The sequence below is a fragment of the Seramator thermalis genome, assembly GCF_004138125.1.
Lineage (GTDB): Bacteria > Bacteroidota > Bacteroidia > Bacteroidales > Dysgonomonadaceae > Seramator > Seramator thermalis.
The window spans coordinates 137,388-159,871 of sequence record NZ_RXHS01000004.1; the positions used below are offsets into that span (position 1 = coordinate 137,388).

Sequence of the window (22,484 nt, forward strand, 5' to 3'; positions counted from 1 at the left end):
CGAATTGTTTAAACAAAATAAAACGTCATATTGTTTTGGCCTGCTTAATTTTCACAGATTATTTCTATTTGCATTTTGATTAGAAAAATATTTATAATAAACTGAATTATAATTATCTATGACAAAATGTTTACAAAAATATTTCCATGCGATTGATCTCATGGAAATTAATCTAAAAAAAGTTTGTTATTTGTTTGCTATTTTTCGAAGTTATTCTTAATTTTGTGGACGAGCACATTTATTGATTTATATCGACGTCATCCTGACAAATGCCGAATGAAAGGTCGATTTTCGTTTTATAAAAATGAAAAAAATATGAGAAAAACACTTCTTTTTGTTGCGGGAATATTGATTTCCGTATTGACAATGGGGCAAAACCGCCCTGATCCGAAACCGGCAGCGGATACCTTCGAAAAATTCAAGGTTGCAATGGCCGGATATACATTTGCCAAGTTTGATCTCGACAAAACGCTCGAAACGATGCAAAAATGCGATGTGCACTATCTTTGCATTAAAGATTTTCATTTGCCGCTAAACAGCACAGACGAACAGATTGCGGCTTTTCATGCCAAATTGCAGTCGAAAGGTGTTACGGGATATGCTGTCGGGCCTATCTACATGCGGTCGAAAGAGGAAATTGACAAGGCATTCGAATATGCCAAACGCGTCGGGGTGAACATGATAGTGGGCGTACCCAATTACGAACTGCTACCGTACGTCGATCAGAAAGTAAAGGAATATAATTTTCATTTTGCCATTCATTTGCATGGCCCCGATATGCCGCTGTATCCTGATGCGGAGGATGTATGGAATCATGTAAAAGATCTGGATCCCCGTATCGGCATGTGTCTGGACATTGGTCATGATACGCGGAATGGCAAAGATCCGGTGAAAGATCTCGAAATGTATCATACGCGCGTGTTCGATATTCATATAAAGGACGTTACGGGTAATACTAAGCAAGGTTATTCCGTGGAAGTAGGTCGCGGTATCATCGATTTTCCTGCTTTCGTAAATATGCTCCGCAAAGTGGGTTATACCGGCAAATGCAGTCTGGAACACGAACGCAACATGGACGATCCGTTTATCGGAATTGCCGAATCGATTGGCTATTTTAGAGGTGTGATTGCCACAACGGCAAAGCACAACAAATAGGTTTAAACTCTCTCAATTTTTCTTGCGGGATTGAATTCGTCGATGAATTTGATCCCGTTTTTTGTATTTTTGAGTGAAGTTATCTTCGAAATGAGGAATGCTGTGGCGGACAGAATTTTTGTTTGACTTATTTTCTTTACTTTTGCACTCTCTCACACGTAAAAAATCGAATTGTGATTACACTATTTATTATCGTCATAACCGTTTTTGTTTCGATTGCTGCATTCCGAAACCGACAGTTGATGAACCAACTGATTTTTTATCCTCCGGCTGTTCGCCAGGGACAAGGCTATCGGCTGTTTACCTATGGTTTCCTTCATGCCGATTACATGCATCTGCTGTTCAATATGTTCACGTTCTATCTTTTTGGAAGTGAGATAGAACGAGTATGGCAAGCTATACTTGGGAAGGAAGTCGGTTCAATTGCGTTTATCGTATTATATGCATCGGCCATCGTGATCTCCATTTTGCCAACCTACCGACACGAACGCGACAACGATCACTATTTTGGTCTTGGAGCTTCCGGAGCCGTTTCGGCTGTAGTTTTTGCGTATGTATTGATCAATCCGATGAGTTATATGGGGATCATGTTTATTCCGATTTGGTTTCCGGCGTTTCTTTTTGGTTTCATGTTTATCGCTGTTTCCGTATATCTCGATAAAAAACAGGCCGGAGGCATCAATCATTTGGCGCATGTGGCCGGAGGAATTTACGGTATTCTGTTTACGGTAATTGTCTTTCTGGCTTTTGCCGACATCAATTTGTTGAGTTCGTTTATCGATCAGATTCATATTCGCTCGATTGGCGATTTAATCCGTTTCGGATATTAATTTCAGGCGCAACCCAAAAATTTTTATCTTTGCAGGATTAAGAAGAGAAAAATGGACGCATCCTCACTTTATCTTATTCCAGTTACATTAGGCGATTCACCGCTTCAAAAAGTTTTGCCGGAATATAATGTGCAAATCGTTTCATCCCTAAAGTTTTTTATTGTTGAAAATGTGCGTGAGGCGCGGCGATTTTTGAAAAGATGCAATCGAAATATCGATATAGATGCGCTCACTTTTTTCGAACTTAACGAACACACCGATCGGAAGGTCATTCGGCCGTTTCTCGACCCATTGCGGCGAGGAAATAACATGGGGCTGATATCGGATGCAGGATGTCCTGCCGTTGCCGATCCGGGAGCCGATATTGTAGCTATTGCTCAGGACGAAGGTTTTAAGGTAGTTCCGCTGGTCGGCCCATCCTCGTTGTTGATGGCATTGATGGCATCGGGATTCAATGGTCAGCGCTTTGCATTCAACGGATATCTTCCGGTGGAAGCCGGTGAGCGTGCAAAAAAACTCAAACAGATGGAGTCGAGGGCTTATCAGGAAGATCAAACACAGATTTTTATAGAAACGCCCTACCGTAATCAGAAACTGGTGGAAGATATTTCACTTCATTGCCGACCTCAAACCCGATTGTGCATTGCCATGAACATTTCGCTCGATGATGAGTTTATAGTAACAAAGAGCGTGAAAGCATGGAAAAACCATCTGCCGGAGATGCACAAAAAATGTTGTGTTTTTCTTTTATTTCACGATTAAGCTATATGAACAAAAATAATTTGGCCATCCACCGCAACGTTTCGCTCAAACCTTACAATTCTTTTCGGACGCAGGCAACAGCCACTTTTTTTTGCCAACCGAAAACAGATGAAGAATTGATGGTGGTTTTGAAGGAATTTTCAGACGAGAAAATGCTTGTTCTCGGCGCCGGATGTAATTTGTTTTTTACGAAGAATTTTGACGGCCTGATTATTAAACCGGATATGACCGGAATCAGGATACTGAATCAAACGCCCGAATTTGTGGAGCTTGAAGTAGGAGCAGGAGAAGATTGGGATAAATTTGTGGAATTTTGTGTCGAAAAGGGATACGCGGGCATTGAGAACCTTTCGCTTATTCCCGGAAAAGTGGGCGCATCACCCGTCCAAAACATTGGTGCGTATGGTACAGAGGCAAAAGATGCTATCGTAAAAGTGAATGCAATTGACTTGAATACATGCGACTCCATTTCGTTTTCAAATGAGGAATGTGCGTTTGAGTACCGCGACAGCATTTTCAAACATAATCGTCAATTTATAATCACTTCAGTAGTTTTCCGATTGAATAAAAATTTTCGTTACATCGAAAAGTACGCCGATCTCAATCACGAAATGAAAGATGTTCACCAACCTTCACTCCAACAAGTACGACAAGCAATCATCAAAATCCGCAGGCAGAAATTGCCCGATGTAAATGTACTGCCAAATGCCGGCAGTTTTTTCAAAAACCCGATTTTAACTAAACAGGAGAAAGACGATCTTCTCGGCAAATTGCCTGATGCGCCATTTTATCCGGTCGGAAACGAGGCATTCAAAACATCAGCTGCTTACCTCATCGAAAAAGCCGGATATAAAGGCCGAAGAAACGGAGCAGTGGGAATATACGAACATCATGCACTGATAATCGTAAATTATGGCACTGAAAATGGTTGCGACATCGTAAATTTTATGCACGAAGTGCAGCAGGCGGTTGAAGAAAAATTTGCGATTCGGCTGTTGCCGGAAGTTCAAATATACTGACAAAAAATCATCACTCATCATCCATGTCATCATTTATCATCGAAGGAGGTCACCGCCTCAAAGGCGAAATACTACCGCAAGGCGCAAAAAACGAAGCTTTACAGGTGATTTGTGCAACTCTGCTTACCGACGAAGAGGTAATCATTGAAAATGTTCCCGATATTCTCGATGTAAACAACCTAATTTGTCTGCTCCGAGATTTGGGCGTCGAAGTCAAATCGATGGGTAAAAGTGTATGGTCGTTCAAAGCCACACATATCGATTTGCAGTTTATCAAAACCAACGAGTTTATTCGCAGAAGCGAAGCTCTTCGAGGGTCGGTGATGATTGTCGGTCCTCTTTTGGCCCGATTCGGTGAAGCTATGGCTCCAAAACCGGGCGGCGACAAGATTGGTCGACGGCGCATTGATACCCACCTCAACGGTATGATGAAGTTGGGCGCTCGACTGGAATACGACGAGCAGCGGCTTTCGTATCATTTGACGGCCGACAAGCTCAAAGGTCAGTTTATTCTGCTCGACGAAGCATCGGTGACGGGAACAGCCAATTTGATCATGGCATCGGTTTTTGCCGAAGGCGAAACGGTGATTTACAATGCGGCATGCGAGCCTTATGTGGAGCAGTTGAGTAAAATGCTGGTGCGCATGGGTGCCAAAATTGAAGGAATTGCTTCCAATCGGCTCACCATTACGGGCGTGAGTGTATTGCATGGCTGCCGCCATCGACTATTGCCCGACATGATAGAAATCGGGAGTTTTATCGGAATGGCAGCTATGACCGGTTCCGAAATCACCATCAAAAACAGTTCGGCAGAAAACCTGGGTATTATTCCCGAAAGCTTTCGCCGTATGGGTATCGAAATCGTGCAACAGAATGACGATTTATTCATTCCGCAACAGAATCATTATACGATCGAGTCTTTTATGGATGGCTCCATTCTTACCATTGCCGATGCACCTTGGCCGGGACTCACACCCGACCTGTTGAGTGTGATGCTGGTGGTGGCAACCAAAGCCGAAGGCTGTGTGCTGATTCACCAGAAAATGTTCGAAAGTCGTCTCTTTTTTGTGGATAAACTCATTGATATGGGTGCACAAATTATTCTTTGCGATCCGCACAGGGCAACGGTCATCGGGCTTGGCGACCGTTTCCGATTACGAGGAATGACCATGACTTCACCCGATATTCGGGCCGGAATTTCGTTGCTGATTGCAGCGATGAGCGCTTGCGGAAAAAGTACCATTCACAACATCGATCAAATCGATCGGGGTTATCAAAATATAGACACGAGACTCAACGATTTGGGGGCTTATATCCAACGCGTTGAGTAATTTGAAGTACAAAAGTGCTTTATATTCAAAAAAAATTTGTTTTGTCCATAAGTGTTTTGTTACTTTGTACCCGAAAAAGAAAAAAACCACATTCGTTCAAAATAATGACCAATTCATTTTTTTTGAAAAGTTACTGTTAACTAAACATCCATTCAATTAATCCATTTACATTTGTTATGAATAATGACATTGTCGTTAAGGACATTAAACAAGTAACGGTTCGCTTTTCGGGAGATTCCGGCGACGGCATGCAACTCTCCGGGACATTGTTTTCCACATTGTCCGCAATTTTCGGTAACGAAATTGCCACTTATCCCGATTATCCGGCCGAAATTCGTGCACCTCAAGGTTCGCTTCAGGGAGTATCCGGTTTTCAGGTGCGTATCGGTTCGAAGGACATCTACAATTCGGGCGACAAAACCGATGTGTTGGTGGCTATGAATCCGGCCGCTCTGAAAGTCAACGTCTCGAATCTCAGAAAAGACTCAATAGTGATCTACGATACCGATTCGTTTCAGAAAAAGGATCTCGAAAAAGCTTTATTTCAAACCGATGACCCCTTTGCCGAACTCAATTTAACATCGGTACAACCCATTCCCGTTGCCATCACGACAATGACAAAGAATGCACTCGAAGGGCTGGATCTCGATAATAAACAAGTGTTGCGTAGCAAAAATATGTTTGCTCTGGGAATTGTTTGCTGGCTGTTTAATCGACCACTCGAAATTGCGGATCAACTTCTCGAAGAAAAATTTGCAAAGAAACCTTTACTCGTTCAAGCAAACATCAAGGCGCTCGCCGCAGGCTATAATTACGGCAGCAATACACATCTCACTGCCACAACTTATCGCATAGAGAGTATTGAACATTCCAAGGGATTTTATACCGACGTTAATGGTAATCTGGCAACTGTTTACGGTTTGATTGCGGCTGCCGAAAAAGCGGGCCTGAAGCTTTTCTTGGGTTCGTATCCCATCACACCGGCTACCGATATTTTGCACGAACTATCGAAACGTAAAGATTTCGAAGTAAAAGCATTACAAATGGAAGACGAGATTGCGGGTATTACCTCTGCCTTAGGCGCGAGTTTTGCCGGATGTTTGGCAGCCACCTCTACTTCCGGACCGGGCATGTCGCTCAAAAGCGAAGCAATCGGTTTGGCTGTTATGACCGAACTTCCATTGGTAATCATCGATGTGCAACGAAGCGGTCCATCTACCGGTATGCCGACAAAAAGTGAGCAGACGGATCTCAACCAAGCGCTCTATGGCCGAAACGGTGAGAGCCCGGCTGTAGTGATTGCTGCAACATCTCCTACCGATTGTTTCGATAGCGCATTTTGGGCATCAAAACTGGCTATCGAACACATGACTCCGGCCATTCTTCTTACCGACGGATATATTGCCAACGGCTCTTCGGCATGGAAAATTCCTAATATGGAAGACTATCCCGATATTAAGCCTCATTATGTGCAGGAATACTACAAAGGCGATCCGACTGTGTGGCGTCCTTATTTTCGCGATGAAGAAACAAAAGTGCGTTATTGGGCTGTGCCGGGAACTCCGAGATACATGCATCGTGTTGGTGGTTTGGAAAAAGATAGCCAAACGGGAATTATCTCTACAACTCCGGAAAACCATCAATTGATGGTAAATTACAGAAAAGAAAAAATCGAGAAAATAGCCGATTTCATCCCCTTGCAGGAAGTTATTGGAGATCAAGATGCCGACACTCTCATCGTAGGTTGGGGTGGCACTTATGGACATTTGCTCGAAACTATGATTCGAATACAGGCTAATGGGAAAAAAATCGCTTTTACTCATTTCCGATTTATTTCGCCACTTCCCAAAAATACCGAAGAAATTCTTTCGAAGTTCGACAAGATTATAGTGGCCGAGCAAAACAATGGTCAATTTGCTTCGTATCTGAAGAGTAAGATCGATCGTTGCCTGCCTATCTACAGATTCAATCGTGTGGAAGGACAACCCTTTATGGTTGAAACATTAGTCGATGAGTTCATCAAAATAATGGAAAAATAACTATTAAAATGGAAACAGAACTTAAATATCAAAAATACACTGCCAAGGATTACAAAAGTGAAAATGCTGTTCGCTGGTGTCCCGGATGTGGTGATCATGCCATCTTGAGTTGTCTCTACAAAGCGATGGCCGAATTAAATATCGAACCTCACCAAACGGCCGTCATTTCAGGTATTGGTTGCTCATCACGATTGACCTATTATATGAACGCTTACGGCATTCATGGCATTCATGGCCGCGCTTTGGCTATCGCTACCGGAGTGAAAGTTGCCAATCCCAAACTGAGTGTTTGGGTAGCCACCGGCGATGGCGATTCTTTGGCAATCGGGGGAAATCATTTTATTCATGCCATTCGTCGTAATGTGGACATCAATGTATTGTTGTTCAACAACAAAATCTACGGACTGACGAAGGGACAATACTCTCCTACTTCCGACCGCGGATTTGTTTCGAAATCCTCACCTTTCGGAACTGTTGAAGACCCTTTTATTCCTGCCGAACTTTGTTTTGGTGCGCGTGGCAATTTCTTTGGAAGAGCCATCGACGTCGATCTGAAAAACACAACCGATTTGATGGTCGCCGCAGCTCGACACAAAGGAACATCCATCGTAGAGATTCTTCAAAACTGTGTCATCTTCAATAATGGTATCCATAATAAGATTTCAGATAAAACATTTCGCTCCGAAAAAACCATTTTGTTGAAACATGGCGAAAAAATGATTTTTGGTGCTAATAACGATAAAGGAATCGTTGCCGAAGGATGGAATTTGAAAGCCGTTACGATCGGACAGGACGGATATACATTGGATGACATTTTGGTACACAATGCCACAACTGTAGATAGCACATTACATCTAAAACTTGCCATGATGGGTTATGAAAATGATCTTCCTGTGGCTCTGGGCGTAATCCGTTCTGTTGGTGCTCCAACTTTCGAAGCTGAAATCGAAAAGCAGATTGCCGAAGTACAACAAAAAAAACCGAAACAAACGTTTACCGATTTTTTGTTGCATTCGTCGAATGTGTGGGAAGTGAAATGAAATATGATATACTGTAGTAATGATAAAGAGGTTGCCTCACTTTTGAGACGACCTCTTTTCTTTTTTCCCTTTTTCGCAGCAAATCCTGTTTTGGTAAAAATTGTAACCCTATTCTGTTTCGCAATCAGGAGACAGCGTCTCATCATATTCTTTGAAAAGAGCCGGTCCATTTGCCCGATAACAATATAAAATTAAGTTATAAATTCGCCTATATTGTAAATATATCTTTATTAAACCTATGATTTTTCGGTAATCTCCATGCTGAGTACATACACACCAAGTCCGTATTTGCGTCGTACTTGGGTCGTACTTGGGTCGTGTCCCACCAATTTATTAATATATATAACTAAAACAAATAAATAGTTAATATGATAAGAGGTCGTTTATGGTTGGAATGATTGCGAAACATGCCCGGAAAATCCCCTTCGAAAGCACAATTGAAACGGGGAAAGCGATACACTTTCCCCGCACAAAAAAAATGATACATGACACCAGTTAGCAAGTCGATAAACTAAATTTATCAGGCTTACGTTTTAATTACACATACATTCAATTCGAAATAAATTTACTATTGAACATATCCTTCGTTTTGTGTAAATTCATCCTTGTTGAATACTGCATCCAGTTGATTTCTGGGAATAGGTCGAACGATGTGCCAGGTCTTAACATTATTCGCAGCATCAGGATTTCCTGCTTTTATTCTTTCAACAAATTTATCTTTACCAAAACGTTTTAAATCGAACCACCGCAATTGCTCTCCTCCCAACTCTCTTGCTCTTTCATCAAGAATAAAATCCACCGTCATGTCGCTTTTTGTGATCATCATTTCAGAGGCTTTGCCCGAAATTGCTCTTTTTTCCCTCAATTGATTCATGTAAGACACAGCTTTGTCAGGATCTGATCCCATTAATGCCTCCGCAGCAATCAAATACATTTCAGAAATTCTGAAAACAAAGGCATCACGTATACTCCTGTCCTCATCCATCGTAGCACGCGTTGGATCATCGAATTTACTTAATTGAAAAGTACGCAATCGGTTAATTTTCGCGGGTGTATTATCTCCATATAAATCATTGAAATCTAATAATTGGTATTTAGTTGCAACAGCTGCCTTTTGTTCAGCAGAAGCGATTCCTTTATACAGATAGATAGCCGTATCCGTCATATTTACGTACTTCCCTTTATTTGCCGGATTATTCATCATCCAAAGCTGTTTGAAAGAACCATTCCAACGTTGGTCTATCGTTTCATCGAATAAATTGACATAATAAAGGGTAGGTAAATATCGATTGAAAGGGCGTCCATTCGCAACATCGCGTTTCATCCCCGGTTGGTCATCATATTTCATGCAAAAAAGTAAATGCCCGTTATGCCCCCCATTACGAATAGTATAATCATCGTATTCCGGTTTATTGTATAAATGATCGTTCGAAAATTCCACATACCAAATTACTTCCGAATTATTGAGCCCATCGGCATTAGACATACTCCAAATCGATTTGTAATCAGGATTCAGAGAGAACAATTTACTGTCAATAATTTCGATGGCCAAATCGGCGGCTTGTTTATACAGAGCTGCATTGTTGGTTTGTGAGGCTCTCGTCAGACTCAGACGTGCTTTAAGAGCCTTGGCCGCCCAAATAGTAACTCTGCCATCGTTACTCCTTTTGGTGGAAAGATTGCTATTGATGCAGGAATCCAAATCGGCAAAAATTTGTTCATAAATTATTTCAGGTTCTGTTTTGTTTGCAGCAGTCTGCACTCCGATCGTTTCTTCGGTTGTAAAATGAGTGGGACCCCACGTTTCCACTATGTGCCAATAATAAAAGGCTCGAAGAAAACGCGCTTCGGCGACTCGTTGACGCCGAACTTCCGGGGTGATAGCTGCATCTTTGGCTCTGCCAATCGCCGCATTACACGAATTGATCCCTCGATAGAGATATTTCCAATAATTACTTAATGGAGTGTTGGTACCATTGAATGCTATTGGGTCATAGTCATTGAGTGTTGTATTGGTGTTGCCGGCAGCCTTGGTGAAAAGATCAGTGCCGGTTTCGGTAATACCATAAGCATCTTCGCGGCCGTACCATAGTCGCAGCGGCGTATAGCATGAATTGATCAGACTTTCGTATCCGCTTTGTGATTTATAAAACGGATCGGATGTCAGACTGTTTCGGTTTTCTTCATTCAGAAAATCGCTACACGAAAACAGAAAAAAGATTGATCCTATAATAAAAAAGAAATGGATTATTTTAGTTTTCATAATGACAATATTTTATCGATGAGTAGATTAAAAATCGAGATTAAGACCTAAAACAAGTTGCCTTGTCATGGGGAAAGACTCGCCTCCCCCTCTTTCGGGATCGTAATCTTTAATTTTACTAAATGTTAGAAGATTTTGTGCGGTAGCATAAAGTCTCAATTGATTGATATGCCATTTGTTAACCAGACTTTTGGGAAATGTATATCCAAGATTGATATTTTTTATTTTTAAAAACGATCCATCAACGATACCTAACGTACTAAAATACAATCGACTAGTCTGCACTACACTTGCATCCGGACGTGGAAAATCATTCGAGGGATTTTCGGGCGTCCAATAATTGACATTCGAACCATTTTCCAAGCCTTGAGCTTTGTAACTTGTATTGTAGGTGTAATTTATATACTGCCCTACACGAGCATAAGCAAAGATGGAAAAATCTACATTCTTGATTACAAGCTAGTTATTCATTCCTATGGTGAAATCGGGACGCTGTTTAAACATAACTCTGTCCTTCACATCAATCGTTCCTTTTTTATCCACATCTTCTACTTTTATTTCACCCGGTTTGCTACCATATTTGGCAGCCTCTTCGGCTTCATCCAACTGCCATATTCCGATCTTCTTGTAATCGTAAAGAACTTTGATGGGAGAGCCTACGAACCATTTATTTTCGACATCCTCTGTTACACCCGACGAAAGTTGTGTGATTTTCTCTTTACTGGTAGAAAAGTTAATATCGGTTGACCATTGAAAATTTTGATTCCTGATGTTAAGCGTATTAAGTGTAACGTCTAATCCCATATTTTCCGTTTTCCCAATATTTTGCATAATACTGTTGTATCCGCTTGACATAGGCAACACACGCGACAAGAGTAAATCAGAAGTAAACGATTTATAAACATCCGCTGTGAGTGCAATTCTATTTCCGAAAAGGCCTAAATCCAATCCGACATCATACACATCCGTCGTTTCCCAACCCAAATCGGGATTCGAAACCAATTTCGGATAGTAACCCAATGCCAATTTATTGTTGAAAGAATATTGCGAAGAACCAAGTCCACCGAGCGTACTATAAGGATCGATAGCGCTGTTACCTGATTTTCCCCAACTCAAGCGTAGTTTTAAATTGGAAATATTGGTTGCATTGGACATAAAAGATTCTTCGTTGATGCGCCATCCTGCTGCTATAGACGGATATGTTGCCCATTTATGTCCTGACGCCAGGACCGACGATCCGTCTCTACGCAATGAAGCCGTGAGCAGATAACGTTCGTTAAACTTGTAATTTATTCGCCCAAAGTAGGAGAAAGTATTTGTTTTTAAATAGTCACTGCCGATTCTTATTTCCTGTGTATTCGACTCCAGGTAATGATACAATGTGTATGCCGATGGCTGATTTCGGCCGCTCGCAGTATAATATTCATACGTATTACTTATGAGTGAGGTTCCAATCATGGCTTGTAAATCATGCAGTTGACCAAACCTTTTGGTGTAATTCAGCGTATTTTCCCATGTAATATTCGAATTAGAAGAAATATTTGCACCCGAACTCGAAGCCACACCGGCGCCATCGAGCGTCATTTTATCGTAAAAAAAGCCTTCGCGCTCATTTGCAAAATCAATACCTATATTCGACCTGAATTTCAAATTCTTAATTATATCCCAATCGGCATAACTTGTAGCAAAAAATCTTTTTGCAAGGACATTATCTTTCGTTGCTCCCGGAACATCGTCAAGCAAAGGATTCATCTGTGAAGGATAACCCGGTGCCGGATATGGATTAACAGTACCATCGTCATTATAGGCCTTTGCAATAGGGATAATCTTATTGGCCATATTCAGCGGGTCACGTCGTTTATCCTGATCCTTATATGTAAACAAAACATTGGCTCCTATTCTGAAATTATCAAAAATATTATGATCTAAAGTAAGACGTCCGTTATACCTGCCATACTGATCATTTACTTTGAAAATGCCTTTTTCATTCATGAACCCAAACGAGAGGGAATAAGATGTTTTGGCATTTCCTCCTGACATGGAAAGCTCATAGTTTTGTACGTATCCATCATTGATTAGTAAACGGGGAAAATCTTCCATTTGTCCATTGTTCAGATATTCTAATTCTACTGGCGAAAATATTTTGGAATCGTCCTCGTTTGAATTCCATTTTCCGGTGGTGCGATTAGCCTCTCGTTTCAAAGCAGCATATTCGTATCCATCCATATAATCGGGATAAGTCGAAACAGTATTCAATCCGCCATAGGCATTGAATGATATTCGCGTTTTACCTTCTTGTCCACGTTTGGTGGTGATAATAATTACTCCATTAGCTCCCTTCGAACCATAAATTGCGGTGGAAGACGCATCCTTAAGGATTTCGATCGATTCGATGTCAGAAGAATTAATATCTATGTTGCTTCCATAAGGTATTCCATCCACAAGAATTAGAGGAGCATTGCTCGCAGTAATAGATCTCTCACCCCGAACAGTAAAACTTAGTCCGGCGCCTGCCTGTCCACTCGATTTGGTGAGATCAACACCTGATACTCGACCTTGTAGCGACTCCAAAGCATTTGTTGTAACAACCGATGTAATGTCTTTTGGTTTAATAGTGGAAATTGATCCTGTCAAATCACTTTTCTTTTGCACTCCATATCCAACAACTACCAGTTCGTCAATCATCTTAATGTCTTCGAACAATTGAATGGCCAAACTGGTATTGCTGCCAACACTGATTTCCTGACCTTTGTAACCTATATAGGTAATTTCGAGTACATCATTTGGCGTGACTTGCAAAGAAAACCGACCGTCCATATCAGTTACAGTGCCCGATTGCGTGTTCTTGATTTTGACTGTTGCGCCAATAATAGGTTCTCCATTCATATCAGTTACAGTTCCCGTAATCATTTTTGTTTGAGACCAGCCCAAACTACTTAATGCCAATGCAAATACCAAACATATTATGTACGGTATTCTTTTTTTGTGTTTGTTCATCATAATCTGACCAATTAAAATTGTTTTTAAATTATTATAAATAAATCATTTAATCGAAATCAACTCGGAGCACATTTTTTTGTAATATATCGAGGCTTCACTTTCTGTTAACTGGCGTGTCCATGATACGCGATGAGAAATATCGCTTCCTTTCCCTGTGTTTTGATATTCTACAAATATTGCTGTTTTTTCGTTTTCCGGATTCCCCCAATTGTCCCATCCTTCAGGTTTAATCACTTCACCCAAATCACATGCAATAAACGCAACATGGGCGTATGGTCTCCATGGTCGGCCAAGATAAAAAGCATGCTCTTTTTCGCCGCTTACTCGGCAATGATAAAAAACATACCCATATTTTGCTTCCTGAGGAGTGGAAGCTGCGGTTATATATCCCGTATCCTTACAGAAAATTTCACACTTATCGAAAAAAGCAGTAGATGATCCAAAAATAAAATCTACCGTTCCTTCGATATAACAGTTTTCATAATATTGTTTACTGAAAGGCTTATGTGTGTACAAGGTATCTTGAAATCCAATAAAACGACAATTAATAAAGCACGCATTATCGCTCCTTACAATAATAGCAACAGCCTGACCAACAGGACCTGCAGCATTCTCAAACGTTAGATTTTGCGCAGTGAAATGATCGGGGCATACATAGATGCTCGCCGAACCCGACGTACCTATCTCGTCTCCTAACCCGCTCTTTTTCGACGCAAAATTATTATAAGAAATTATGGTTTGATATTTATCTTCCCCTATCAGGAATAACGATTGTTTGGTATCGGGAATAACAATTTTTTCATGATAAAAACCCTTGCGAATAAATATCCTCGTCGGTCTTTTACGAAAATCGGGAACCGCATTGATGGCCTCTTGAATCGTCGTGAAATCTCCGCTACCATCTTGTGCAACAATGATATCGTAGGTCTCATTAATCTCACCTGATGGCTTATCGAACATCTTACGAAGAAAATTCGCGGCATACCCTACGGTTGTCAAATGCCAAGGATGAAAATGCCAAAAAGTATGAGGTGTTTCATCAAAAACATGCACTTCGGAATAAATCCCAAGGCTATCCAATCGGTGAATATAATCCTCTCTGCCATTATGGAATCGCGGAATGGAACTATTGATGAAACAAACTGGTGCCGAATTGCCATTAACCCCATACAACGGGGAAGCATCTTTCCATATTTCCGAGATTTCTTCATAAGTACCTCCCAACCACAAAGCATCTGCAGGTGTTTTCTCTCCTTGTTCTTTGGCTTTTTTTGCCCTGTTGATTGTTTCCGGTTCAATAAAAGTAGAGATACCGTCGATATTAATCACTGCTTTGATTAGTTTATCTCTATTTTTGGTACCTATTAGCGCAGCCAATTGCCCTCCGGCTGAACACCCCGATACAGCGATTTTGTTTTTATCGATTTTGTATTCATCTGCATGACGATAAAGCCATAAAACGGCATCATTCAAATCGTCCACAGCAGCCGGATATTTTGCTTCAGGACTAAGACGATATTCAACTGTGGCAGTAACAAAACCCTTCTGGGCAAGGCGTAAAGCCAACGCTTTTTGCATTTCGGGAGAACCCGAGTTCCATCCTCCTCCATGTATCATCAATACAACAGGATAAGTTATGGCATCATTCGGACGGTAAATCGAAAGATAAAGATTTCGCTTCCCATAGGGTGTTTCAGAAAGTGTTTTATATACGACTTGTTCCCTCACCTCCAAATTTTTCGGCACTATTGTATCTGCTAACCGAATAAAAGGAAAATGTTTTTTCTCTTTCTGATTGCAACTGTACAAGGTATAGCTTGTATCACGGGGCACTCCGTTTATCATTACCGTTTGCGAAAAAACGAGGGAACAATTCGCATATAAACATACGATCACGAACAGAATATGCGAAAAAAATGTTTTCATGTTAAAATCGATCTTTTCAGGATTATTCCACTTTAAACCAATCAATTTCTACCCTTCCGCCATCATTATTCCTCACAGGACGAGAACAAAAGAATCCCATTTTTGCGCCTATCCATTTGCCTTCTTTAGCCGTAAACGGTTTTCCGAGTGTTTTGAAACTCTTCCCTTCCAAACTGCAACTGAATACGCAACGTGCTTCAGAAGACACGCGAACCCGAAGATAAAGAGTGGAATCTGTCAATGTCCGTTTTTCATTGACGATTTCTTTCCCTCTTTTTTCGGCTTGCAGGCATTCAATTTGAGAAAGGATGAATCCGTCTTTCGTTTTCTCCAGAGACAACATACCGTAATCCATTCCCATGATTACCAAACCGGTTCTTTCCCCGTCAATAGCAGTCGAAGGGTGAAAGGTCAGCTTCGCCGTAGCCGTAAAATTATCGGAAGGAAATTTTTGCAGCAATAAATTGGGAATATCCCATAAATTGACATAATTATCGGGAATGGGAACAGCATATAAAGACAATAAACCGGTTCGTGAATTGGCAAAATACCACCATTCACAAGGATTGGCGTGCCATTGCCATTGCAATCCGAGTGTAGGCAAATTGAAATCATCACTTTCAGGAGGGGTTGCTGTCGCGTAATTTTTGTCTGTTTTCGGCTTTCTGAAGGTCATGACCGGTTCGCCACAACCATCATTATCTTTATCCTCGCCAATAATCGGCCAATCGTTTTTCCATGTCATGGGTTGCAAATGCACTACGCGTCCGAAAGGCCCTTTATCCTGAAAATGAACAAACCAATCCTCATTAGCCGACGTCGTTACCCATCCACCCTGATGAGGACCGTTTACCGAGGTATTTCCCTGAGACATGACCATCTTTCTTTCGTAAGGGCCGAAAACGTTTTCAGCCCTCAATACGACTTGCCAGCCGGTTGAGACGCCTCCGGCAGGTGCAAATATGTAGTAGTAGCCGTTTTGCTTATAGAATTTAGGGCCTTCAATGGTAGGGTCAATATCGTGTCCGTCGTAAACAATTCTACTTTGCCCAATAACCTCTGTACCTTCGGCGTTCATCTCCTGAACGGCTAACAAACTTTTTATACCGGCGCGACTACCTGCATAAGCATGGACTAAATATACCTTTCCATCATCATCCCACAAAGGACACGGGTCGATCAAACCTTTCCCCTTCTTTACCAACAATGGTTTCTCCCATTTCCCGGCCGGATCTTTACTTTTAACCATGAAAATACCATAATCGGGGTCGCCATAATAAATATAAAATTGTCCATTGTGATAGCGAATGGATGGAGCCCAAACACCATTGCCATGCTGCGGTTTTGAGAAAATACTATCGGGTTCCAATTTGTCGATCGCATAACCGATAATCTCCCAATTTACGAGATCATTTGAATGAAGAATCGGCAAACCGGGAATGCAATTGAAACTTGAAGCTGTCATGTAATAATCGTTTTCTACACGACATATATCGGGGTCGGAATAATCGGCATGTAGTATGGGATTTTTATAATAGCCATTCCCCAAATCAGCTACCCACGACTTCGATATCTTGTTCTGGGCAATAAGAGGAACCGATATGAACAATAAATATGGAAATATTTTTTTGAAAAGTCTCATGATACAATTTTTAAATTTAATGGGCGATTAAAAGCCAAAATCAGTGATGACAAAGCGTTGAATTTCACAGAAAACACTTGATTATTATCAACTTTTTATGGCATAAAAAACGATACTATTTTCACAAAATCTTCTTTTAATACCTTTTCAATCGTAATTTGTACCGCTTCTTCTTCGGGGGTCAATATTTTTGCCCACTTCACGCGTTGTTCTGTTTTGGCGCCTTCACCGGCATTATTAAACTCAGCATAACGAGCCGTTTTCTCATTTTCCGGATTTCCCCAATTGTGCCACCCCGACGGATGAATCCCTGCCGGAAGTTCACAATTCATAAACACGGTCATGGCATAAGGCCGCCACGGTCTTCCAAGATAAACCGACGTCACACCCTCGCCCAATGTCACCTTGCAACGATTGAATATATACCCATATTCAACGTTTTGAGGGGTACTTGCTGCAGTGATATACGAATTCTTTTTGCAATGAAGTAAGCATTCTTCAAACCATGCGGTAGCCGAACCGAAAATAAAATCGGTAGTCCCTTCAATGTAACAATCAAAAAAACAAAGACGATTACCTTCTCCACCGGTATAAACCGTATCCTGATTTCCCAACAGACGACAATTCTTTATGATGATGCGATCGCCCTCCGTATGCAGAGCAACAGCCTGGCCTACAGGTCCTGCGGCATTTTCAATCGTAAGATTTTCGAGCCGGATATCGTTCCCTCTCACTTGCAGTGTATAGGTACGAAAAGTCCCCATGTTCTCTTTTCCTGCATAATCATCATAGCTAATGATGGTTTTTTCCTTGTCTTCGCCTATAATTGCTATGTTGCATACATAATCCGGAATCACAATTTTCTCACGATAAATGCCGTTTTTTACATAAATGGTGGTTGGTCCCTCCGGATCGAACGCTCTTACCGAATGGATCGCCTCCTGCAAAGAAGTAAAATCACCACCTCCGGATTTATCAACCACAATTTTTTTGGTTATTCCGTTTTTAGTCCCGGAATTGGCACAAGCCACCAAAGAGAAAAATGTAAACCCCATTAAAAAAACAAATACATTAACATACTTACTCATATTTTTTTTCGATTTAAATTATTCCTCTCATGGCATGAGATGAGTCACCAAACTATTTAAATACATTTCGAGATAGGTATAACCCTCATTGGTTTTGTCCTCTGCCCTTTTTCCCGGATAATTTTTTTCCAACCATCCATCGGGAATACCGTCCTGATTGGAATCCCTTTTTAAATTACAGGTCTTATACTCAGGCCATCCACCAACATCTTCCTGACTGTCTATCAGTCCGAAGGTACTCCCGTTTGATCCTTCATACGTATATGTCCTGTTTATCACTTCTCGTACATAACGCACATCCACTCTATCCCTTACCAAAGAACAACCACTATATTGTAAAACCATCTTGTAAGCCTTTTCTGCCGAATAAGTGGTAACGTAGAAACCTGGAAATTCTTGCGAAACAAGAATATCCGACAGCTTGACCTGCGGCGCATATTTTTCGAAAGAAGAACCCATCTCAACTCCCAATGCATTGTTGGAGGTTACGGCAGCATTTCCATCTAAATAATTTCCTGACACAAAAAACCTGCCGTAAGTACCCGCAGGTTGACTGTTTTCTCCATTATCGGCGTCAGGATTCACTATTCGGTTCTTTGAACCGCTGCTTGTCGCCGGTCCGGGTTTATAATAATTATTGATGATGTTGTAACTACCCCCTTCGGCTCCATACACGTTGTTTGAGCCCCAATTGTAAATCACGTTGTTCCGGAAATCCACTTTTTCTAAATCCGGCCTGTTGGTATAACGGCTTCCACAAAACCTCGGATTGCGACTGTCGTTATGGAGAAATAGGTTGTGATGAAACGAAACATTTTGTCCACCCCATATTCCGCCATAGCCATGTTTCCCTTTGGTATGAGCAGAATTTCGTAAGGCCTCGGAAATGATGCACCATTGAAGGGTAAAGTTGCTGTTGTCGTAAAAAGAAGAAACTTCATCTACACTCCAACTCATGCTGCAATGGTCGATTATAATGTTTTCATGCCCTTTTCCCGAAAAGGCGTCTATCCCCTCTTTTGCTCTGTCTCCCAATCGAAAGTGAAGAAAACGGATAATGACGTTATCGGCACTGATAATGGTTTCGTGATCGCTAATGCAAATACCATCACCAGGCGCCGTCTGACCGGCAATGGTTAAATCGCCATTGTCGATTTTTAAAGGACGGTTAAGACGAATCAATCCCGATACCCCGAACACAATCGTCCTGGGGCCTTTTTGTTTGATAGCCCATCGCAAAGTACCGGGCATTTCGGTATCCTCCAACGAAGTCACATAAAGCACCTTTCCTCCGCGTCCGCCGGTAGCATACATGCCTGCACCCTCGGCACCGGGAAAAGCAGGAATTTGGGCAGAGGCTATCACCATCGATGACCATATAAAAAATAACGACAAATAGGTTTTCATTTCTTTACTTGTGGAAAACAATTAATACATCATTTATCGAGCAATATGCTCACTTTAATGAAAGGAGCAACAGCCTTTGGGTCGTTATCGCGTCGCGGCGTGGAGATGTAATATGCATAACTACCGTCACGATATTCTTTTTCTCCGCCCAAACCGGCTACTTCACAGGCATCCGTTACGGTAATAGTGCCATCCGGATTTTCTTTTACAAACCGCTTCACATATTGATCATAGGCTGCTCGCCCTTTTTCTTCGAATACTTTAGGTAAAAAACCGTTTTGCGCACCCTTAACCCAGGTATAAATAAACATGGCCGAACCCGACGATTCCAAGTAGTTTCCCTCTGCACCAACTTTATCCGTTACCTGATACCACATACCGGTGGCCGGATCGCGATATTTTTCGATAGTGGTGGAAATGTCGTTTAAAATACGAATGATTTCTGTCCTTCGAGGATGATTTTCGGGCATGAAATCCAATACATCTACCAATGCCATCATATACCATCCTATGGCTCTCGACCAAAAATTTGGCGATCTGCCGGTTTCAGGGTCAGCCCAACGTTGTTGCCGGCTCTCATCCCAACCGTGATACAACAAGCCGGTTTTTTCGTCTTTGGTCACCTTTTCTGTACCAATTATCTGATGAGCAACCTCATCGAACAATCGAGGTTCACCAAACGTGGCTCCATATTGGGCCAAGAAAGGGCAACCCATATAAATACCGTCCAACCACACCTGATGTGGATAAATTTTTTTATGCCAAAATAAACCATTCGATGTTCTTGGATGAGTATTCATTTGGCTTCTCAATAAAGCCATAGCCAACCGATACTTTTCGTCCTTTGTTTCTTCGTAAATCGGGAAAAGCATTTTTCCGGAATTCAACCGGTCGATATTGTATTCTTCCAATCGATAGGTTTTTATCGTACCATCCTCGTTAACAACACTATCGGCATAACTCTCGGCATAATCGAAATATCTTCGATTACCGGTTTTATTCCAAACATCCAATATCGCTCCCAATTCCAAACCATGACAATAATTCCATTTCAATTCTTTCGAAAAATCAACCATCCAACTTTCAGGATTACGTTTCATTTCTGAATCAGCCATCCTTACGTAATAAGGATCGGCTGATTGAGTACAAACAGAAATAGAAAATGTCAATACTACCATAAATATTCCAATTTTTCTCATTGATTGTTTTTTTTGAAAAGTGTTTGTTTTAATAAATCCTTTTCTAGTCCTGACTTATCTTTATTTGATTTTTATCTATTTCCGGGCTTATTTCTATTTTATCTTCCAAAAAAGGTAATAATTCCACAGTTGATGTTCTGCTTCCTTTTACCCTCATAACTTCCTCGGTTGTGTTTTTATCGAAATAAAGATTTACTCCCTTGAAATTTTTCACGTTATTCAATATGTAAAAAGGACCTTCTTCGGCAATTACCGTAACATTATCGAAAACAATATCTTTAGCCTCAGAAAGCTCGGCGCCATAGCGAGCAGTAATGAAAGCATTTTCAAGCCGAATATTTTCAATATTCATCTCGGGTAATCCATTAAAAAACATGGCTCTGCGAGCATTGCGCGAAACAAGATTCTTAACGAAAATATTCCTAAACACCGGTGTTTCTTCCGTTACGGGATAAAGTTTCTCATCATCTGCACCCGTGTAACCTTCTTCCAATGCTTCGGAAGCCGATCTACCTCCGTAGAAAAGATCAAACAAAAAAGAATCCGTCAAAATATTAAACATATAAATATCCGAAATATAGATGTTTTCCACTATTCCACCACGTCCTCGCCTGCTTTTGAAACGCAAGCCTACATCGGTTCCTAAAAACTGACAATTACTTACCGATATGTTCCTTACTCCTCCCGACATTTCACTTCCTACTACAAACCCGCCGTGTCCTTGAAACACTTTGCAATTATCCACTATTACATTTTCCGTAGGTCGCCCGCGTAATCTCCCCTGTTCGTCTTTCCCCGATTTGATGCAAATACCATCGTCGCCCACATCAAACAGGCTGTTAACAATAATGGAATTCACGCACGATTCCAAATCCAGTCCGTCTCCATTTTGAGCATAAGCCGGATTGCGTGAAAAAATGCCATCGATGATCACATTCTCACACATCAAAGGGTGAATATTCCAAGCAGGAGAATTTTCGAAAAGAACGCCTTGCAAATAAACGTTTTTGCATTCAATAAAATTCACCATCACAGGTCGCAGAAAATCTTTAATTTCCAGCCATTCCTCTTCTGACAAATTACTCGCGGGAACATTCATATCACTCATCTCGGCACCCTTGAACGCACCTTCCGAGGGATACCAACTATTCCCCTTGACTACGCCTCCCGAAGCCACAACTTTTTTCCAATGGCTTTCCGTAACTTTGCTTTTTTTAAGCGGGCGCCATGCTTCACCTGAGCCATTTATCGAACCTTCGCCCGTAATAGCGATATTTTCCAGATTTCTTCCCGAAATAGGTGATTGACATCTACGCGTATCCAGACCTTCAAATACCGTTTTTACAAGAGGATACAAATCGAAATCGGGTGAAAACAAAATTAAAGCCCCTTTTTCGAGATGCAAATTGATATTTGATCTGAAAACAATCGGGCCCGTAAACCAAATACCTTTAGGTACAACAAGTGTTCCTCCTCCTTTCTCGGAAAGACTTTGCATGGCTTTTTCGAAAGCCTCCGTATTAAGGGTAATGCCATCCGGTTTTCCTCCAAAATCCAGTAGGTTTACTCTATATTTCGGGAAAATAGGTATTTCGATTCTCGGCATCTCGAAAGACAGGTCTTCGTATAGATATTGATATTTGTAAGGCAATTTATCCGCAGCGCTATGACTACAAGACAACATTAGGAACGCGAAAAAAAGTAGTACGAAATTTTGTTTCATTAGTTCATTTTTTTTTAAATATTCTGTAAGACATAATCCGTTTAAATTAGTACCTAAGAA

Annotated in this window: 16 protein-coding genes; 7 read left to right on the forward strand and 9 right to left on the reverse strand. The window is 41.2% G+C overall.

Annotated elements, in window-relative coordinates:
* The first annotated feature begins 366 nt into the window (after positions 1-366).
* From EJN84_RS04675 to EJN84_RS04705, 7 genes are all read left to right on the forward strand, one after another.
* Positions 367-1,155: a sugar phosphate isomerase/epimerase family protein gene (locus EJN84_RS04675; protein WP_238943930.1), complete on the forward strand. Its 789-nt coding sequence runs from the start codon at positions 367-369 to the stop codon at positions 1,153-1,155.
* A gap of 173 nt (positions 1,156-1,328) precedes the next feature.
* Positions 1,329-1,985, forward strand: coding sequence for a rhomboid family intramembrane serine protease (locus EJN84_RS04680; RefSeq protein ID WP_129594328.1), 657 nt, complete (start codon positions 1,329-1,331; stop codon positions 1,983-1,985).
* A 51-nt stretch (positions 1,986-2,036) separates the two neighbouring features.
* Positions 2,037-2,747, forward strand: coding sequence for an SAM-dependent methyltransferase (locus tag EJN84_RS04685; RefSeq protein WP_129594329.1), 711 nt, complete (start codon positions 2,037-2,039; stop codon positions 2,745-2,747).
* Positions 2,748-2,752: 5 nt separating this feature from the next.
* A complete protein-coding gene (gene murB, locus EJN84_RS04690; RefSeq protein ID WP_129594330.1) occupies positions 2,753-3,766 on the forward strand; it encodes a UDP-N-acetylmuramate dehydrogenase in 1,014 nt (337 codons plus the stop codon).
* A 23-nt stretch (positions 3,767-3,789) separates the two neighbouring features.
* Positions 3,790-5,097 (forward strand): UDP-N-acetylglucosamine 1-carboxyvinyltransferase, encoded by a 1,308-nt coding sequence (murA, locus tag EJN84_RS04695; RefSeq protein ID WP_129594331.1) that lies wholly within the window; start codon positions 3,790-3,792, stop codon positions 5,095-5,097.
* Positions 5,098-5,273: 176 nt separating this feature from the next.
* A complete protein-coding gene (locus EJN84_RS04700) occupies positions 5,274-7,136 on the forward strand; it encodes a 2-oxoacid:acceptor oxidoreductase subunit alpha (RefSeq protein WP_129594332.1) in 1,863 nt (620 codons plus the stop codon).
* A gap of 8 nt (positions 7,137-7,144) precedes the next feature.
* A complete protein-coding gene (locus tag EJN84_RS04705) occupies positions 7,145-8,176 on the forward strand; it encodes a 2-oxoacid:ferredoxin oxidoreductase subunit beta (protein WP_129594333.1) in 1,032 nt (343 codons plus the stop codon).
* A gap of 568 nt (positions 8,177-8,744) precedes the next feature.
* Here the strand turns inward: EJN84_RS04705 and EJN84_RS04710 are convergent.
* The 9 genes from EJN84_RS04710 to EJN84_RS04745 form a co-directional block, all read right to left on the reverse strand.
* Entirely contained in the window at positions 8,745-10,439 is a 1,695-nt protein-coding gene (locus EJN84_RS04710; RefSeq protein ID WP_129594334.1) for a RagB/SusD family nutrient uptake outer membrane protein, read from the reverse strand.
* Positions 10,440-10,466: 27 nt separating this feature from the next.
* Positions 10,467-10,802 carry a TonB-dependent receptor gene (locus tag EJN84_RS12350; protein WP_238943924.1) on the reverse strand — a complete coding sequence of 112 codons (336 nt, stop codon included), beginning with the start codon at positions 10,800-10,802 and terminating at the stop codon, positions 10,467-10,469.
* Between the two features lie 96 nt (positions 10,803-10,898).
* Positions 10,899-13,349, reverse strand: coding sequence for a SusC/RagA family TonB-linked outer membrane protein (locus tag EJN84_RS04715; protein ID WP_238943925.1), 2,451 nt, complete (start codon positions 13,347-13,349; stop codon positions 10,899-10,901).
* Positions 13,350-13,481: 132 nt separating this feature from the next.
* Positions 13,482-15,365 (reverse strand): pectinesterase family protein, encoded by a 1,884-nt coding sequence (locus tag EJN84_RS04720; protein ID WP_129594335.1) that lies wholly within the window; start codon positions 15,363-15,365, stop codon positions 13,482-13,484.
* A 22-nt stretch (positions 15,366-15,387) separates the two neighbouring features.
* Entirely contained in the window at positions 15,388-17,007 is a 1,620-nt protein-coding gene (locus tag EJN84_RS04725; protein ID WP_129594336.1) for a glycoside hydrolase family 43 protein, read from the reverse strand.
* Positions 17,008-17,102: 95 nt separating this feature from the next.
* Positions 17,103-18,095, reverse strand: a complete 993-nt coding sequence (locus tag EJN84_RS04730) for a pectinesterase family protein (protein ID WP_238943926.1) — start codon at positions 18,093-18,095, stop codon at positions 17,103-17,105.
* 27 nt (positions 18,096-18,122) lie between these two features.
* Positions 18,123-19,502 carry a pectate lyase family protein gene (locus EJN84_RS04735; protein WP_101486312.1) on the reverse strand — a complete coding sequence of 460 codons (1,380 nt, stop codon included), beginning with the start codon at positions 19,500-19,502 and terminating at the stop codon, positions 18,123-18,125.
* Between the two features lie 29 nt (positions 19,503-19,531).
* Entirely contained in the window at positions 19,532-20,701 is a 1,170-nt protein-coding gene (locus EJN84_RS04740) for a glycoside hydrolase family 88/105 protein (protein WP_129594337.1), read from the reverse strand.
* Between the two features lie 43 nt (positions 20,702-20,744).
* A complete protein-coding gene (locus EJN84_RS04745) occupies positions 20,745-22,424 on the reverse strand; it encodes a glycoside hydrolase family 28 protein (protein ID WP_129594338.1) in 1,680 nt (559 codons plus the stop codon).
* Between the last annotated feature and the right edge of the window lie 60 nt (positions 22,425-22,484).

Coding starts and splice junctions, on each gene's coding strand:
- EJN84_RS04740 (WP_129594337.1), bottom strand. CDS start 20,701: ATGAGAAAAATTGGAATATTTATGGTAGTATTGACATTTTCTATTTCT.
- EJN84_RS04745 (WP_129594338.1), bottom strand. CDS start 22,424: ATGAAACAAAATTTCGTACTACTTTTTTTCGCGTTCCTAATGTTGTCT.
- EJN84_RS04675 (WP_238943930.1), top strand. CDS start 367: ATGGGGCAAAACCGCCCTGATCCGAAACCGGCAGCGGATACCTTCGAA.
- EJN84_RS04715 (WP_238943925.1), bottom strand. CDS start 13,349: ATGATTACGGGAACTGTAACTGATATGAATGGAGAACCTATTATTGGC.
- EJN84_RS04685 (WP_129594329.1), top strand. CDS start 2,037: ATGGACGCATCCTCACTTTATCTTATTCCAGTTACATTAGGCGATTCA.
- EJN84_RS04700 (WP_129594332.1), top strand. CDS start 5,274: ATGAATAATGACATTGTCGTTAAGGACATTAAACAAGTAACGGTTCGC.
- EJN84_RS04720 (WP_129594335.1), bottom strand. CDS start 15,365: ATGAAAACATTTTTTTCGCATATTCTGTTCGTGATCGTATGTTTATAT.
- EJN84_RS04705 (WP_129594333.1), top strand. CDS start 7,145: ATGGAAACAGAACTTAAATATCAAAAATACACTGCCAAGGATTACAAA.
- EJN84_RS04730 (WP_238943926.1), bottom strand. CDS start 18,095: ATGAGTAAGTATGTTAATGTATTTGTTTTTTTAATGGGGTTTACATTT.
- EJN84_RS04710 (WP_129594334.1), bottom strand. CDS start 10,439: ATGAAAACTAAAATAATCCATTTCTTTTTTATTATAGGATCAATCTTT.
- EJN84_RS04725 (WP_129594336.1), bottom strand. CDS start 17,007: ATGAGACTTTTCAAAAAAATATTTCCATATTTATTGTTCATATCGGTT.
- murB (WP_129594330.1), top strand. CDS start 2,753: ATGAACAAAAATAATTTGGCCATCCACCGCAACGTTTCGCTCAAACCT.
- murA (WP_129594331.1), top strand. CDS start 3,790: ATGTCATCATTTATCATCGAAGGAGGTCACCGCCTCAAAGGCGAAATA.
- EJN84_RS04735 (WP_101486312.1), bottom strand. CDS start 19,502: ATGAAAACCTATTTGTCGTTATTTTTTATATGGTCATCGATGGTGATA.